This window comes from [Clostridium] celerecrescens 18A (genome assembly GCF_002797975.1).
Lineage (GTDB): Bacteria > Bacillota > Clostridia > Lachnospirales > Lachnospiraceae > Lacrimispora > Lacrimispora celerecrescens.
In genome coordinates, this window is the sequence record NZ_PGET01000001.1 from 4,115,634 (window position 1) to 4,130,251 (window position 14,618).

Sequence of the window (14,618 nt, forward strand, 5' to 3'; positions counted from 1 at the left end):
CAAGTTGACATATTATGTAAATATAAACCCGAAATTTGCGGTAAAAACTTCACCATTTCAGCCTAATCCTTCTTATATCCGGACGGCTGTTTCAAAAGGCATCCGGGGAACTTTTCCTGCCCGGCAAAGGGCTTTAAAGAAGGTAATTTGCGAAACATTCGCAAATTATCTTGACAACATTTCAATTCCGCAGTACACTTATTTGCGAACAAATCGCAAATTAGGAAGTGAACCCTTTTGGCCAACTATATGACAGCACAAAGAAAACTGCTTTTTGCCTTTTTGCAGGAAAATCCTGACAGGCAATTCTCCGCAAAACAAATTGCAGACAGCCTTTCCGATTCATCCGTCAGTTTAAGTGCAGTGTACCGTAATCTCACTTATCTGGAGGAGAAAGGGCTGATTAACCGCTTTACGAAAGAAGGTAGCCGGGAGCTTTTTTATCAGTATATTCATTCAGAGTATTGCCGTAATTGTATTCATATGAACTGCATAAAATGCGGAAGAACATTTCATATGGATGCCCACATTGCCGACAGGATGCTGGAGGACATTTTAAAAGTAGACGGTTTTCAGATCAGAAAAGAGAAATCCGTTCTTTACGGAATCTGCAAAAACTGTATCTGATGTTTTCATCGTTTTTTAAAAGGAGGAAGAGACATGGCAAAAAACAAAAAGCTGCTTGCCGGGTTTATCACCCTGGCGATTCTTTTTATGCTGCTCTTTTCCGTATTTTATATCACTGCTGAAGCCCGCCATCAATGCATAGGCGAGGACTGCCCCATCTGTCTTGAAGTTCAGGCCTGTGTCCAGGCCCTGAATACTCTTGGAACAGGCTTTGCGCCTGCTATTGCCGTTTTCGCGGCAGCCCACTTTTTTGTGATCTGCGTGATCCCGGTCTTTCACCGCAATCCTTCTCACACTTTGGTTTCTCTTAAGGTAAAGCTTACGAATTGAATATTGATTGTAACAAGGGAGAATTCTGCCCATTTTAGGCAGAGACCGATTTCAGTCGACGCTCCCTTATATTCTTATGCCCATTTTTAATGATCTATATTTATTCGGAGGTTCTAATAATGAAAAAATTAATTTCCTGCCTGTTAGCAGGACTTATGATTATAGGAGCACTAACTGCTTGCTCCAATACAAATGCAACGACAACGGCCAGCGATAACAATAAACTAAGCGTAGTATGCACAATTTTCCCGGAATACGATTGGGTCATGGAAATTCTTGGCAGCCATGGGGAAAATGGAGAGGTCACCATGCTTTTAGATAACGGTGTGGATCTGCACAGCTATCAGCCGACAGCAGATGATATCATCAAAATTTCAACCTGCGATATGTTCATCTATGTGGGCGGCGAATCCGACCAATGGGTGAAGGATGCCTTAAAGGAAGCTAAAAACAAAGATATGGTCGTAATCAATCTCCTTGAAGTTCTGGGCGACACCGTCAAAGAGGAAGAGGTCGTTGAAGGAATGGAGTCAGAGGAGGAGGAAGCCCACGAGGACAGTGAAGACGGCCCGGAATATGACGAGCACGTTTGGCTGTCACTGGAAAATGCCAAAACGTATTGCAATTATATTGCTGAAAAGCTGGGTGAAATCGACAGTGCAAATGCCGCGTACTATTCTGCAAACGCAGATGCCTATGGAAAAAAGCTGGATCAATTGGATGAAAGCTATCAGCAGGCGGTGGACTCTGCCAAACAGAATACCGTGCTGTTTGGGGACCGCTTTCCCTTCCGCTACCTGGCAGACGATTACGGCCTTACCTATTATGCCGCATTTGTGGGCTGCTCAGCAGAAACGGAGGCCAGCTTTGAAACCATCGCCTTTCTTTCAAAAAAAGTTGATGAATTGGGGCTTGGCACTGTGCTGACGATTGAAGGCGCCAAGCATAAAATCGCCGAAACCATCGTTCAAAACACGAAGGATAAAAATCAGGCAGTCCGTACCATGGATTCCATGCAGTCTACCACTTCCAAGGATGCAGAAAGTGGTACCACCTATCTTTCCATTATGCAGACGAATCTGGAAGTATTGAAAGATGCATTAAATTAAGAGGAGGAATCAATGTGGCACAGCTAACATGTAACAACCTTACCATCGGGTATGACGGTAAAACGGTCCTTAAGGGACTTAACTTTTCCGTAAACAGCGGTGATTATCTCTGTATCGTGGGAGAAAACGGTTCCGGGAAAAGTACTCTCATGAAAACCATTCTGCACCTTCTGGCGCCGCTTGAAGGAAGCATTGTTATAGAAAACAAGCAGCAGCCAGGAGGGATCGGGTATCTGCCTCAGCAGACAGTGGTACAAAAGGATTTTCCGGCATCTGTTTGGGAAATTGTTTTATCGGGCTGTCTGAACCGCTGTGGGATGCGTCCCTATTACAGCCGTGAAGAAAAACAGCTTTCCCGTGAAAATATGGAGAAAATGGGGATCTCTCATTTGTCCAAACGGTGTTACAGAGAATTGTCCGGAGGCCAGCAGCAGCGGGTTCTGCTGGCACGGGCGCTGTGCGCTGCCGGAAAAATGCTTCTGCTTGACGAGCCTGTTTCAGGGCTTGATCCAAAGGCCGCTGCTGAGATGTATGAGTTGATCCAAAAGCTGAATGAGGAGGGAATCACCATTATTATGATATCTCATGATATCGGCGCTGCCGTTAACTATGCAAGCCATATCCTGCACATGGGAAATCCCCTCTTTTTCGGAACAAGAGTTGAGTATTTGGACAGCAGCATCGGCAAAGCTTATTCTTCTCAGAACGGGGGCACAGAAGCATGAATATATTGATTGAAAAATTAACCTTATATTTTGAATATCCCTTTGTACGCTATGCACTGATTGTTGGGATATTAATAGCTCTCTGTTCCTCCCTTTTGGGTGTTACGCTGGTATTAAAGCGTTTTTCTTTTATTGGCGACGGACTTTCCCATGTTGCTTTTGGCGGCATGGCAATCGCTACGGTAATGAAACTGTCCAATCAGATGCTGCTCATTCTGCCGGTTACCGTCATCTGCGCAATTCTTCTGCTGCGCACCGGTCAAAATGCCAAAATCAAGGGCGATGCGGCTATCGCTATGATTTCCGTGGGTGCGCTGGCCCTGGGCTACCTGCTTATGAATATATTTTCTGCTTCAGCCAACCTGGCAGGAGACGTATGCAGCACGCTGTTTGGTTCAACCTCCATTCTGACACTGACAAAGACGGAAGTATGGCTTTGTGTTGCCCTTTCGGTGGTCGTTATCGCCGTATTTCTTCTATTTTACCATAAGATATTTGCAGTCACCTTTGATGAAGACTTTGCAAGGGCAACCGGCACAAAAGCGGAACAATACAACCTGATGATCGCGGTCATCATAGCCATTATCATCGTACTTGCCATGAATCTGGTAGGCTCACTGCTGATCTCTGCATTGGTCATTTTTCCGGCGCTCTCAGCAATGCGTTTATTTAAAAACTTTAAGTCTGTAATCCTTTGTTCGGCAATTCTTTCCGTATTCTGCGCCGTACTGGGAATTCTGACATCCATTCTGGCAGGAACGCCGGTCGGCTCTACCATTGTAGCCGTTGATATCGCCGCGTTCGCCATATGCTCACTCATTGGGTGGATCTGGGGAGGTGTCAAAGGATGAAACGTATCTTTGGAATGGTTCTGATGCTTTTCATGGTAAACCTTGCATTAACAGGCTGCGGAAAAGACGCAGTGACCGCCCCCGGTCCGTCGTTAGCGCAAGGGGATCGGGCAGAGTCCGGACAATATGAGGCTGCAGGCTCTGAACAATACGATTCTGAGAGTACAGAAGAATTTGACATAAATTCCTATCCTTCGGATTCCTTCGAACCAACTACGGAGCAATTTCAGGATGATCCGGCGGGCTCCGCAAATAACACCGGATTTGATATTGACCTGACGAAATTAAGCAGCACTATGGTTTTTTCCGAGGTATACAATATGATGATATCTCCGGAAGAATATATGGGAAAAACCATTAAAGCCGAAGGGATATTCCAGGTTTACCAGGATTCGAATAATATCAATTTTTATGCTTTGGTCATTGCGGATGCCACTGCCTGCTGCCAGCAAGGATTGGAATTAATCTGGGACGGAGATCCCGCCTATCCCGATGACTATCCGGTTGAAAATAGCGAAATAGAAATAACAGGTGTGTATCAAAGTTATATAGAGGAAGGCAACACGTATTATTATGTACAGGTAAACGATGTTAAGGCGGTATAGAATTTCATTCCCATACCGCCAGTACACCGGTCTGAAAAAGGCCGGTGTATTTTTATATAAATTAATATATATGACATTATGTAAATATAAACGGGTAATTTGCAATAAAAACTTCATCTCCTGTTTTCAGCAATACCGTCTCATTTGTTTCTAATACCCGCCCGTTCACAACGGTTCCATTGGTAGAATTTAAGTCACTGATCCGGTATTCTTCGCCTTCTCTGTCTATCCTGGCATGAATCCTGCTGATGGCTTCTCCCGCGAGAACACAATCGACCATACCTTCCTGCTTTCCAATTAAATAAGGGACATAAGTGATTGCGATATCTTCCCCATCAGCACCAACTGCTCGTAAGTACCGGATACTTTTATCGGCCTTTGTATCGTTTAACAAAACCGTTTGAAAAACTTCCTCATCTCCTGTATCAGGTTTTGGTGTCTTTTCCTCTATATCTTCTTCAAATGTCAACTTCCAGTCATAGCCTTCCGCCGGTTGACGCCCTCGCTCTTCCTTTTTCACCATCATCTCTTTTGGCTGCCTGGAATCTTTTCTCCATATGGCCAAAGCTGCAAAAGCTGATACCCCCCCGGTGACGGGCACCCCATACCAGAATTTCCGAATCCCTTCCATGCCAAAAACCAACCATAAAGCTGCGGCAATACCAAACATGGCTAAAATCGGGATAATGAAAACAGCACCATTCTCCTTACCATCTAAAAAGCGATTTCTTTCTTCGATCTCCTCATTAAATGAATACGAAAGGTGAGAGCTATGATTTTCTTCCGTCTTATTATCTCTTTCCGTCTGATGGCTGCTCTCATTACTTTCTTTTTCGCTGGAACAATTCTTTCCGGCAATTTCAAGAAGGTCCTTCACCCCGTAATTTTCCTTAAGGCTTTCCTGATACAGGCCATACGCCATAACTACACATTCCTTATCCTGATGATTGACCTTACCCAGAAGATACCGCAGCAACTCGGTCATCTCCTCCGGAAACCCCACCTGCCTTCCGGGGACAAGGCAAAGAGAAACCGTAAACTGCTCCGGCTCAACATAAATATATTCTGGCTCCAGAAGGATTTGTTTTTCCTTAAGCAGGTAAGCCTCCAGCCGCTCCAGAGTCCGTCCAATATCCTCTATTAACTTCTTAAGCTCCTCCCGGCCCAGACTATGATATTCAAGAACCCTGTTTAAGGGCTGCTTTGAGGTGATCTCATAATAATATAACTTCTGGTTATCCACCTGCTTTACATGGAACTTCAGCAGTCCTCCGATTCTGTTTGCAGCCATCATATGTACCTCATAACTGTCATATACGGTCTCTTCCGGCTCCAGGATCAAATAATTGTGCTTCATTTCCCGCCTGTATACAGCCTTCATCTCATTCCTCCTGATTGATGAGCGTCAACATCCTTAAAAAATTCTCCGGATCAAATACGCCCTGTTCCATTTCCAGCTTCCAGGTCCCCGCACTTCCATAAGCTTCCACCCTCCTGCCTGTTAAAGGGTTTCCTGACATCTTGATCTGGAAATCATATTTTTTCCAGGAAAAAGGATTGCCGGCCCTTCTGGCTGCCCACAACGCAGCCTCATCAGACGGCTCTGTTTCATTATGGCGCAGTCTTTGCACCGTCTCCCCCAATGCCACTGATCCCACAACTTCATCCCTCAACCGGTAAGCTGCTTGTACAGAAACAATCAGCGCCCATAATACAATTGCCATAATAAAAGCCGCCTCAACAGTATAGCTTCCATGCAGCCTTTTCTTCATATCATCACCAGTCCAATCCACACAGGAACCAGAAATGGCAGAAACGGTATCGTTTTCTTTTTATAATCCCGTCCCCGCAGACAGCCCAAGAGATAAATTCCGCCGCATACAACGCCATTTAAAAAAGCTCCATAGATCAATAATTTCAGATTCAAAAATGTTCTTAAAAACAGGCCGCTGACTACAAAAAACCAACCATCTCCCATTCCGATTGCCTCACCTGTTAACCGGCTTAAAAGAAGGAGTCCAACTCCTATCATACAGCTTAACAGCCGTTCTATGCCAATATCTCCCTGTAATAGAGCCAGAATCAGTCCCGCAATGCCTGCCGCCTGAAAAAGCCACACGCTGACTGCCTTTTCTCTTCCGTCTTCCCAGGCAGCCGCCAATAAAAACAATCCAAATATAATTTTATTCACGCTATCCACCATAGTGGTACCTCCCTATTGAGAACAGTAAGAGCACGGTCCCAGATGGCGCACCTGGGATAAAGGGACAGCCTCCACATATGCCATGATAGAGTTACAATTCCTGTCACTATGATACCGCTCTCCTGACGGCATGATGTATACACTGCCGCTTTCCTCTGCAAACCCGCCGCATCTGCTGCAGGGCTTATATTTACCGCCGGATAAATTACGAACAGTTTTTACTTCCTTAAAAGATATCTGTTCTATATCATTGTATAAGTAATGGCAGGTTCTCTGGCGGTGATACCTTGTACTCGCCTTTCCAATGTATACAAGCTCATCCTCCCGTCCGTTCTTTCTGCTGCTGCCCTCCTGGCCGATCCAGGCCCTCCGGCAGCTTCTGGCGGTCATGGGTATACTGCTTAACCCAAAAACAGAAAAAGGAATTCTTATCCGGTAGTCCATAATTAAATCAATGGTCTCTCCGTCTGTTAATACAGAGGAACGAACAAAGGAAACTGATTCAAGCCGTTCAACCCCCGCCCGTCCTCCTACCCGCTTTCTGACATAGAGAAGGATACCTTCCTCTGTGAGCCCGTCTATAAACTCCTCTGAAAAGCCATCGATTCCTGTGCCCTCCAGCTCTTCTCCAAGTTTAAGCTGATGCAATACATAAGCATACTGGCTGACTTCTTCTCCTGCCGCTTCCAGAGCGGTTTGTATGCGCCTCCCTTCCTTCATAATCCCCATAGGAAGCATGAGAATCACCATAAAGAACAGGAAAAGGGGCAGGACCAGGGCAGTCTCTATGGTCAGGCTCCCCTTGTTTCGATGGCAGGAGGCAGATGATAATACCCTTTTTACAAGGAATCCTTGTTTCATGAAGGGGATTTGTACCTGGAGAGTAACAATTTTTTTCTTATTTTTTCTTTGGAACTCCTTGAAAAAGGGCATGATCAGCCACCTCCTAACCCTTTTTTACATTTCTCTGGCATAATGGGATACCTGCAGGCAGCCCTTAATATGCTTTTTCTGTCCGGACTTCTACCGGATAGGAGGGATTATTTCCTCCGAAAAACATATGCCTTGATCTCACAGTTCCCATTACTTCCGCCTGGTAAATGCAGTTTGCCATGCGAAAGTCCGCATGTTTCTCACATAAATTCATCTGGATCACATCCATAAGACGGTAATGCTGCTGCCGGGATTCTCCCGGAAAAAGAAGAAGCTTCAAATAGCCGGTATAATCAATTCCGTTTTCATCCTCTTTCCCACCTTCCCATGTTCCCGTTCTTCCTAATTCAAGTAAGGCATCAAGGGACAGCTTCCATGTGTTTCCTGACTTAAGAAAGACTACCTTTTTCCCCTCTAAAAGCATTCTCACATCCACAATCGCCTCTCCAAGCGCCCAGATGCTCATCACAAAAAATGCAACGATTCCGGTTAGAGGAGCCATGCCTACTGCTCCGGTAATTAGGCCGGCAAGAGACATTGCCTCCTCCCGTTTCTGGTCGTCTGAAAGAATATGGACTAAGTTCATGCCTTCCCTTATCATGAGTACATCTAAAACTGTCTGCTTTAAGTTTTCCTCATCTGTTTTCTTTCCAGAAACCAGATACTCCAATTCGTACACTACCTCCTTATCCTCCTCTGAGAGAACGTTTGTGAGAAAACGGCCGCAATACTCTCCAAAGAGAATCCGGTCCAAAAGGCCTGACTCCAGCGCCTGGCCATCCCCGCAGGTAGCAGAAGGAAAAGAATCGTCTGATATAATGCCTTTGGATATTTCTTTTCCATCAGGCAGAACCAGAGATAAAAGCCCTGTCTGTATGAAACCTTCTAACTGTTCCAAAAGTCTCTGCTTTTCCGGGTCCTTCACCCCATTGGAATAAGAAAGAGTGGGGATGTCTGCCTTTGCCCATAGTTCCCCTACAGACCCCCATAGTCCGGACAGATCGGGGCCGTCATCCTCTTCATCATCACGGTCCCAGTTATCAATGATCTGCTCTACCTCAGAGGAACGATATCTTGCCTGTCCCATAACCTGTTTAATCTGTTCCATCTGCCCCGGCAGGGCCTCAATTTCCCGCCTTCGCTCTCCATCCTGATTTACATAGGATCCATAGCAAGAGGTATCCCCGATTAAGGCCTCACGTACTTCTTTGCTTAATTTGTACTGAGCCGCAGTTAAGTCATTATTAGTTCCACTTAAGCTGTTTTTTAAATCATCTGCTTTCTTCCCATAGGCCTTTACAAGGGAAGGAATCCGGTTTATTTCCCGCTCCAAAAGATCCGCCTCTCTGCGAAATCCCGAACCGTCATAATCTCTGATTCTTTCATAAGCAGACCGCCAGTAAGTCTTCTGCTGCTTTAATGAATCATTGATATCCTCCAAAGCCCTTTCCAACCGGACAGCTTCCCGTTCATGGTCACGGAACGAACCGGATAACTCTTTCACTGCGTTCGCTTCCGTTAAGTTCCTAAGCAGGGCTTCTGCACCCTTATCATCTGTCATATCTTCAAATATTCCATACTTCATATAGTCCAAAATCTCCTGCTTCAAATACTGTCCTTCCCCATCAGTGATACGAAAAAGCTGCATCGTATCCGCCTTTTCCATATCCATGGAATACCAACCGGAGCTATCCATATAAGGCTCCATAAATCCCTTCCATGCTTTTTCCAGTTCCTCGCCATTCTCACATTCCAGAAGAAATAGACGATATTTATCCCAGGCTTCTCTGTGAAACCTGCTGAATACAGAGTCCATGGAAGAATCAGCCGCCAGCTTTAGATAATACCTGGTTCCGGCAGTCCGTGCGGACTCTAAAAGTCCGCACATCAGGCTGAATATGCATAAAAGAGCTAAACTGAAAAATACTGTTACCTGTCCGCTTTTGCGCATCAATACACCTCTTTAGACTGGCTGTTGATTTCCTTGAATATGTTATCAAGAAGAGTCGTTATCTGCTTTTTAAAAATAATGACAAGCCCAATTAAAACAACCAGAATCAGCACCACTTCAATTACGCCTACTCCGTCTTCTTCCTTAAAAAAATCCAGGATCTGTCTGTTTACCGATGTCAGCATCATATCACCTCCCTTCTAATAAAATGCCAGGAACGCAGGAACTACGATCATGACCATGACCACTCCCAGCATCATAAACAGGGGCAGCAAAAGTTTGGTTCCTGCTTCTTCCCCCAGCTTTTTCGCCAAGTTCTTCCTTTGCTCAAAGGCTGAAGCCATCTCAAGCTCCAAAGCCGGGCGAAGCTGCCTGCTTCCGTTTTTCTGGCTCTGTTCCAGAAGGGTAGAAAGCTTTATGTAGGCCTGTAAGCCGCAACGCCTTCCAAAATCACTGTACGCCCGTCCTTCCGACAGCCCGCTGCTAATCTGCCCTGCTGTTTTCACCATCTCCTCATACGCCGGACGAACGCTCCTTTTCCCCTGCTTTACCGCCTCCTTATAGCCAGCTGCAATCCTCTCCCAGGCTCCACGGACGGTAAGACCTGCTCCGATATAGACTACCAGCTTGGAAACCAACTCAGAATAATCAAACAGCAATTGCTGCTCACGGATCTTCGCCTGACTTTTCCTGTCAAACTCTTCTTTCACGTGCAGGAGAGCTGCTAGTAAGAACCCCAGTACCGGCAATATCCGGTGATCCGCCTCCTCAGGCTTGAAATACGTCAGCCGGCTCCCCTCATAAACTGATGGCAGTAACAGGCGATCCTCCGTCTGCTGTTTCATATCCATCTGGCCAATCCACTGAAGAAAGTCTGCTGCTGCTTTTTCTTCCTTGGTAAGGGAGGCTGGGTAAACCGTCACTTTAAACTCAAATCGGTCTTCATGATGCCCATCCGTCACTCTGGCCCTTAACCAGACCTGCTCTCCCTCTTCTGGTATTTCTTCATTATGAACAACTCCAAAGGAATCGATCACCTGGGGATTATCAGACTCCCAGCTGATTCTAAGCCCATACTCTCCCAGGCTGTTTTTTAAATTTAAGCTTTCTCTCACCTCCTCAAGGGACTCATTTTCCCCCAGCATCTGCCGGGTCAGTTCAGGCCCGATCCTTTGAAACAGCTCCTTTGCCTCTTCCTCCCCATACTGCCGCTCCCTGACAGGGATTCTCACCGGTATCTTCCTATCCCCATTCTCTCCGTCAAGCCCGGATACCAGGATATCATATGTAATCTCTCCGTGCCCCGGACCTGCCCGTTTAAGCCCTCCCCCTTCCGATACCGCCTTTCCGCCTGCTGCATAAAACAGCTCCAAAGCAACATATAAGGCAATTCCGGAAACAGCGCATGCCGTCTGTATCTTTGTAAAGGGAAATCTCCATGTTCTTTTCATATCTCAATCCTCATAATCCACTTAGCAATCCCCAGTGCAGCAATGTAAATGATCATGCAAAGGGTCATGAGAATCCTTCCGATTCCTGTACTGTACATGATGTTAAAAAAGCCTGGAGAAGTCAGATCAATATAAAGGACAATAAAAAAGGGGATCATGCTCATAATTTTTTGTTCAAACTGTTTTGAGGCTGTCATCGTTAAAATCTCCTGTCTTACCTGTACTTTGTCCCTTATTACATCCGCCGTCTGGCTTATGATCAAAACCAGTTCTCCTCCACTTCGCTTTGCCGAGGCAAATACCTCCGCAAAGTTCTTAACATCATCAAGGCCGCTGCGGCCTGCAAAATCGGAAAGCGCCAGCTCCACCGAACGGTTCATCCGGATCTGGCTCTCAATATGCTTAAATTCCCTGGAAACCATCCCCTCCTCCCCGAAAAGCAAACCCAATTCCTTTACAGAAGCAGAAAACGCATTCTCCACAGAGTAACCGGCACTTAAGAAGGAGGCTAAAAGCAGGATGCCCTCCTTAAATTCCAGATTTAACTGCTGAAGCCGGCTTTCCTTCAGCTCTCCTTTTTTAATCATTGGGAATATAAAAACCATTGGGACAAATAACAGAAGAGACGTAGCGCTGCGGTAAAAGATGTAAGCAAAAAGCCCTGCAATTGCCAGGCCCTGAAATCCATACAGGCACCACTGAACGGGTGTCAGATCATAGGTTTCATATCTCAATGCCTGCTGCTTTAAGTTTTTCGGCGTTTTGAATAGTTCCAACTTTTTTAAGGCTTCCGTGAACAGCCTGTCCTTCTTCCAGATTCCCACAATCTTCCTCAAACCTGTATAATGGATTAAGCCTGATTTCTCCGTTCTCATAACCAATTACCTCCACAATGGACAGGACCCTCCTGCTTTTATCTCTGAGCCGTCCCAAATGAATTAAGATATCAATTGCTGCCGCAACCTGGCTTCTGACTGCTGCCAATGGAATATCCGCTCCCATAAGCACCATAGTCTCCAGCCTGGAAAGCATGTCCCTGGGACTGTTACCATGGCCGGTGCTAAGGCTTCCGTCATGGCCGGTGTTCATGGCTGATATCATGTCCAAAGCCTCCTTTCCTCTTACTTCTCCGACGATTATTCTGCTGGGATTCATTCTAAGTGCAGCCCGGATCAGATCACCAATGGACACCTCCCCAGCCCCCTCTCCATTAGCCTCTCTTGTTTCAAGCCGCACCAGATTGGGAATATGAGCAATCTTCAATTCCGCAGAATCTTCAATGGTCACAATCCGCTCATCCCTGGGGATGTAGGCGGACAGGGCATTAAGGAACGTACTTTTTCCTGAATTGGTCCCTCCGCTGATAAAAATATTGTATCCTGCTTCTACAATGCATTTTAGAAAATTCGCAGCCTCTTCCGTAACCGAGCCCAGTCTTAACAGTCTTGTCATGGTAATGGGCTTTGGAAACTTACGGATGGTCACTGCAGGACCGTCTAAGGCAATGGGCGGCAGCACGACATGGACCCTGGAACCATCAGACAACCGGGCATCCGCTATGGGCCTTGATACATTTACCGTTCGGTTTACTCTGCTGACGATCTGCTGGATGGTATCCTCCAGCTGCTCCTGGCTGTCAAAGGATCTGCCCCACTGCTCCATACGCCCGTTTTTCTCCACAAAGACATGATCTGCCCCATTTACCATGATCTCCGTCACATCCTCATCATCTACCAGCTCCTGAAGGGACCCAAGCCTCCGGAAGGAATCGAAAAGCCTGCCACGAAGCTCCTTCTTATCTTTTAGGGGAAGAAAACTGCCCTGCCCATATTCCAAAATTCTACGGTCTATGATGCTATAAAGCTCCTCATCAGTTACCTGCTGCCGTTCATCCAGCTCTATTATGATTTCTTCCCGAAGCCTTCTTCTCTCCTTATCGTCCATGGTTGTTCCTCCTTGCACAATTCTTATGCAGCTTATGGCTGCTTCCTTAAAAGCTGTCTTGTATAATCTCCCAATTCTCCCCATAAGAGCTGTTCCAGATAGTTATCTTTTCGTCCAAAGCTGCAGTGATAGGGAGGCTTTATTTTCTGTATCCGGTTTTTCAGAGACTCATGACCGGATGATACCAGATATTCCTCAAACTCTTCTATTTTTGCTGCAGATACGCAGTCATCCTTTACCGGCATATATACTACATCGCATATCTCCAGTACCTCCGCAGCTTTCTTGCCAAATTGGCCTAAATCCAGAATAATGGATTCATAAACACTTTCCCTGGCAATGTGGGATACCAGCTCCGCCATCATCTGTCCGGTCGCCTGGCAAAGGTCCTCAGGATATTGCACAGGCGGCACATAATCCAGCTCTCCCCAGGTATAGACGACGGATCCAAGGCGTACCCAGCGAAAACCTTCCTGGCTGTAATAATATAAAAGATCAGACAAACCTCCCCTGTACTCTTCTCCGATCAGCCGCCGAAATCCTGAGCAATCCTCAAAGTTTAAATAAAGAACCTTTAAATCCCGGGCCAGAAGCTGTCCTATGGTAAGGGAGAAAGAGGTCTTTAAACACCGGTTGATGGGAGAATAGATTCCTATGATCCTCCCCGTCTTTGAAACCATGGCATAACCCGGATCTCCGGGATCGTCACAGTAGTAATCCAACACCTCACGCATCAGGCTGTCAGCCGCCTGATATTTATAAACACCTGGATACTGTCCTCCCGGAGGGACTGCTTCACCGTCAGCCAGCATGATCACAACGGCTGCGCCTATTTTCTCTATTTCCTCCCTGGGAACGGAGGAACTAATGAGCAAAAGCTCTATCTTATGGTCTTCCCCATAGGACTTCAGCCGTTCCAGGGCTGTAAATGCCATAACCAAGAACCCGACCTGCTCCTTTTGGTTTACAAATTCCGTGAACCTCTCCGTATACAAAGGGTCCGTATCATAAACCGCCATCACTTTTTTTGCCAAATTCAAACCTCCTTATTTTGTATACTGTAAAATCAAGCGGAAATGTTTTCATATCCCGTCGTTCAAAATAACACAGAACCCAGTGTCCCTAAAAACAGGCACAGACCTAGAGGTATCACCATATCATATCCATCCCGGACAGGATCATAGTAGGTTGTAAGTTTCCCTGTTTGAAATACGTGCCTGATATAGGCAAGAAGACAAGAAAGGCGGACGAAAAAGCTGCCACTCCCTGCCATTTTGAAAAAGGACCAGAAAGCCCCTATAAGAAAACCAAGTCCAACTGCCAAAGCGCCTGCTTTAAGCCCAAGAAAGCCGCATATAAGTGCAGTCAGCTTGATATCTCCCGCACCGATCATCCGGCACAGGAACAGTAAAAAGAATATCCCTGTCACAATTATTAGTCTAAGTAAGAACAGAAGACCTCCAAAAGGATTCTTTGATCCAGGGATTTCAAGCAGAATGCCAAGGACAATCCCTGAAAGCACCAGCCAGTTAGGGATACGGTGTTCCCGGACATCATAAAAAGCTCCTGCTCCTAAAATAAGCAGCAAAATAACATACCGAACGATACAATCCCCCCTTTTTACAAATAATTTTAACATTGGAATTCATGCTGGAAAATCAGCTATGGATTATAAAAAACTTTTGAAATGCAGTATGCGGAACGCATATAAGAATGTGCCTTTATTATGCACAAGGGAAAATGAAATGTCAACTGTTTTTTATAAGAAATATTGTATACATTCATTTATGTGGTTTTCTGGAAGCGAAGGCTCTTCCGTTAATTTATTGTCATATTTCAACAAATTTTTTCAATATTCCTCATTTATCGCAGCATAAATAACAAAATTT

Annotated in this window: 17 protein-coding genes; 6 read left to right on the forward strand and 11 right to left on the reverse strand. The window is 45.7% G+C overall.

Annotated features, from left to right (window positions below; genetic code table 11):
• The first annotated feature begins 237 nt into the window (after positions 1–237).
• The 6 genes from H171_RS18705 (at position 238) to H171_RS18730 (ending at position 4,247) form a co-directional block, all read left to right on the forward strand.
• A complete protein-coding gene (locus H171_RS18705) occupies positions 238–627 on the forward strand; it encodes a Fur family transcriptional regulator (protein WP_100306475.1) in 390 nt (129 codons plus the stop codon).
• Positions 628–660: 33 nt separating this feature from the next.
• Positions 661–957, forward strand: coding sequence for a hypothetical protein (locus tag H171_RS18710; RefSeq protein WP_100306476.1), 297 nt, complete (start codon positions 661–663; stop codon positions 955–957).
• Between the two features lie 119 nt (positions 958–1,076).
• Entirely contained in the window at positions 1,077–2,066 is a 990-nt protein-coding gene (locus tag H171_RS18715) for a metal ABC transporter substrate-binding protein (RefSeq protein WP_100306477.1), read from the forward strand.
• Between the two features lie 14 nt (positions 2,067–2,080).
• A complete protein-coding gene (locus H171_RS18720; protein WP_100306478.1) occupies positions 2,081–2,791 on the forward strand; it encodes a metal ABC transporter ATP-binding protein in 711 nt (236 codons plus the stop codon).
• Positions 2,788–3,642, forward strand: a complete 855-nt coding sequence (locus tag H171_RS18725) for a metal ABC transporter permease (protein WP_207655205.1) — start codon at positions 2,788–2,790, stop codon at positions 3,640–3,642. Before H171_RS18720 ends, H171_RS18725 begins: the two co-directional genes overlap by 4 nt.
• On the forward strand, positions 3,639–4,247 hold the full coding sequence (locus H171_RS18730) for a hypothetical protein (RefSeq protein WP_100306479.1): 609 nt from the start codon (positions 3,639–3,641) through the stop codon (positions 4,245–4,247). Before H171_RS18725 ends, H171_RS18730 begins: the two co-directional genes overlap by 4 nt.
• 76 nt (positions 4,248–4,323) lie before the next feature.
• Here H171_RS18730 and H171_RS18735 read toward each other — a convergent pair whose 3' ends face one another.
• The 11 genes from H171_RS18735 to H171_RS18785 form a co-directional block, all read right to left on the reverse strand.
• Positions 4,324–5,628, reverse strand: coding sequence for a DUF6382 domain-containing protein (locus H171_RS18735; protein WP_100306480.1), 1,305 nt, complete (start codon positions 5,626–5,628; stop codon positions 4,324–4,326).
• A gap of 1 nt (position 5,629) precedes the next feature.
• Positions 5,630–5,971, reverse strand: coding sequence for a hypothetical protein (locus tag H171_RS18740; RefSeq protein WP_242977003.1), 342 nt, complete (start codon positions 5,969–5,971; stop codon positions 5,630–5,632).
• A gap of 44 nt (positions 5,972–6,015) precedes the next feature.
• Positions 6,016–6,450 (reverse strand): prepilin peptidase, encoded by a 435-nt coding sequence (locus H171_RS18745; RefSeq protein WP_100306482.1) that lies wholly within the window; start codon positions 6,448–6,450, stop codon positions 6,016–6,018.
• 12 nt (positions 6,451–6,462) lie between these two features.
• Positions 6,463–7,383, reverse strand: a complete 921-nt coding sequence (locus H171_RS18750; RefSeq protein ID WP_100306483.1) for a TadE/TadG family type IV pilus assembly protein — start codon at positions 7,381–7,383, stop codon at positions 6,463–6,465.
• A gap of 64 nt (positions 7,384–7,447) precedes the next feature.
• Complete coding sequence (locus tag H171_RS18755; protein ID WP_100306484.1) at positions 7,448–9,334, reverse strand: DUF5702 domain-containing protein; 1,887 nt, start codon at positions 9,332–9,334, stop codon at positions 7,448–7,450.
• A complete protein-coding gene (locus H171_RS18760; RefSeq protein WP_100306485.1) occupies positions 9,334–9,519 on the reverse strand; it encodes a Flp1 family type IVb pilin in 186 nt (61 codons plus the stop codon). The genes H171_RS18755 and H171_RS18760 overlap by 1 nt, the downstream gene beginning before the upstream one ends.
• Before the next feature lie 15 nt (positions 9,520–9,534).
• Positions 9,535–10,785, reverse strand: coding sequence for an immunoglobulin-like domain-containing protein (locus H171_RS18765; RefSeq protein ID WP_100306486.1), 1,251 nt, complete (start codon positions 10,783–10,785; stop codon positions 9,535–9,537).
• Positions 10,782–11,561 (reverse strand): type II secretion system F family protein, encoded by a 780-nt coding sequence (locus tag H171_RS18770; protein ID WP_242977004.1) that lies wholly within the window; start codon positions 11,559–11,561, stop codon positions 10,782–10,784. Before H171_RS18770 ends, H171_RS18765 begins: the two co-directional genes overlap by 4 nt.
• Positions 11,509–12,729, reverse strand: a complete 1,221-nt coding sequence (locus tag H171_RS18775; protein WP_242977005.1) for a CpaF family protein — start codon at positions 12,727–12,729, stop codon at positions 11,509–11,511. The genes H171_RS18770 and H171_RS18775 overlap by 53 nt, the downstream gene beginning before the upstream one ends.
• Positions 12,730–12,761: 32 nt before the next feature.
• Positions 12,762–13,763 carry a P-loop NTPase family protein gene (locus H171_RS18780; protein WP_242977006.1) on the reverse strand — a complete coding sequence of 334 codons (1,002 nt, stop codon included), beginning with the start codon at positions 13,761–13,763 and terminating at the stop codon, positions 12,762–12,764.
• Positions 13,764–13,825: 62 nt separating this feature from the next.
• Complete coding sequence (locus H171_RS18785; RefSeq protein WP_242977008.1) at positions 13,826–14,368, reverse strand: prepilin peptidase; 543 nt, start codon at positions 14,366–14,368, stop codon at positions 13,826–13,828.
• Positions 14,369–14,618: the final 250 nt, after the last annotated feature.

Coding starts and splice junctions, on each gene's coding strand:
- H171_RS18740 (WP_242977003.1), bottom strand. CDS start 5,971: ATGGCAATTGTATTATGGGCGCTGATTGTTTCTGTACAAGCAGCTTAC.
- H171_RS18755 (WP_100306484.1), bottom strand. CDS start 9,334: ATGCGCAAAAGCGGACAGGTAACAGTATTTTTCAGTTTAGCTCTTTTA.
- H171_RS18775 (WP_242977005.1), bottom strand. CDS start 12,729: ATGGACGATAAGGAGAGAAGAAGGCTTCGGGAAGAAATCATAATAGAG.
- H171_RS18710 (WP_100306476.1), top strand. CDS start 661: ATGGCAAAAAACAAAAAGCTGCTTGCCGGGTTTATCACCCTGGCGATT.
- H171_RS18725 (WP_207655205.1), top strand. CDS start 2,788: ATGAATATATTGATTGAAAAATTAACCTTATATTTTGAATATCCCTTT.
- H171_RS18745 (WP_100306482.1), bottom strand. CDS start 6,450: ATGGTGGATAGCGTGAATAAAATTATATTTGGATTGTTTTTATTGGCG.
- H171_RS18735 (WP_100306480.1), bottom strand. CDS start 5,628: ATGAAGGCTGTATACAGGCGGGAAATGAAGCACAATTATTTGATCCTG.
- H171_RS18730 (WP_100306479.1), top strand. CDS start 3,639: ATGAAACGTATCTTTGGAATGGTTCTGATGCTTTTCATGGTAAACCTT.
- H171_RS18785 (WP_242977008.1), bottom strand. CDS start 14,368: ATGTTAAAATTATTTGTAAAAAGGGGGGATTGTATCGTTCGGTATGTT.
- H171_RS18765 (WP_100306486.1), bottom strand. CDS start 10,785: ATGAAAAGAACATGGAGATTTCCCTTTACAAAGATACAGACGGCATGC.
- H171_RS18715 (WP_100306477.1), top strand. CDS start 1,077: ATGAAAAAATTAATTTCCTGCCTGTTAGCAGGACTTATGATTATAGGA.
- H171_RS18750 (WP_100306483.1), bottom strand. CDS start 7,383: ATGCCCTTTTTCAAGGAGTTCCAAAGAAAAAATAAGAAAAAAATTGTT.
- H171_RS18760 (WP_100306485.1), bottom strand. CDS start 9,519: ATGCTGACATCGGTAAACAGACAGATCCTGGATTTTTTTAAGGAAGAA.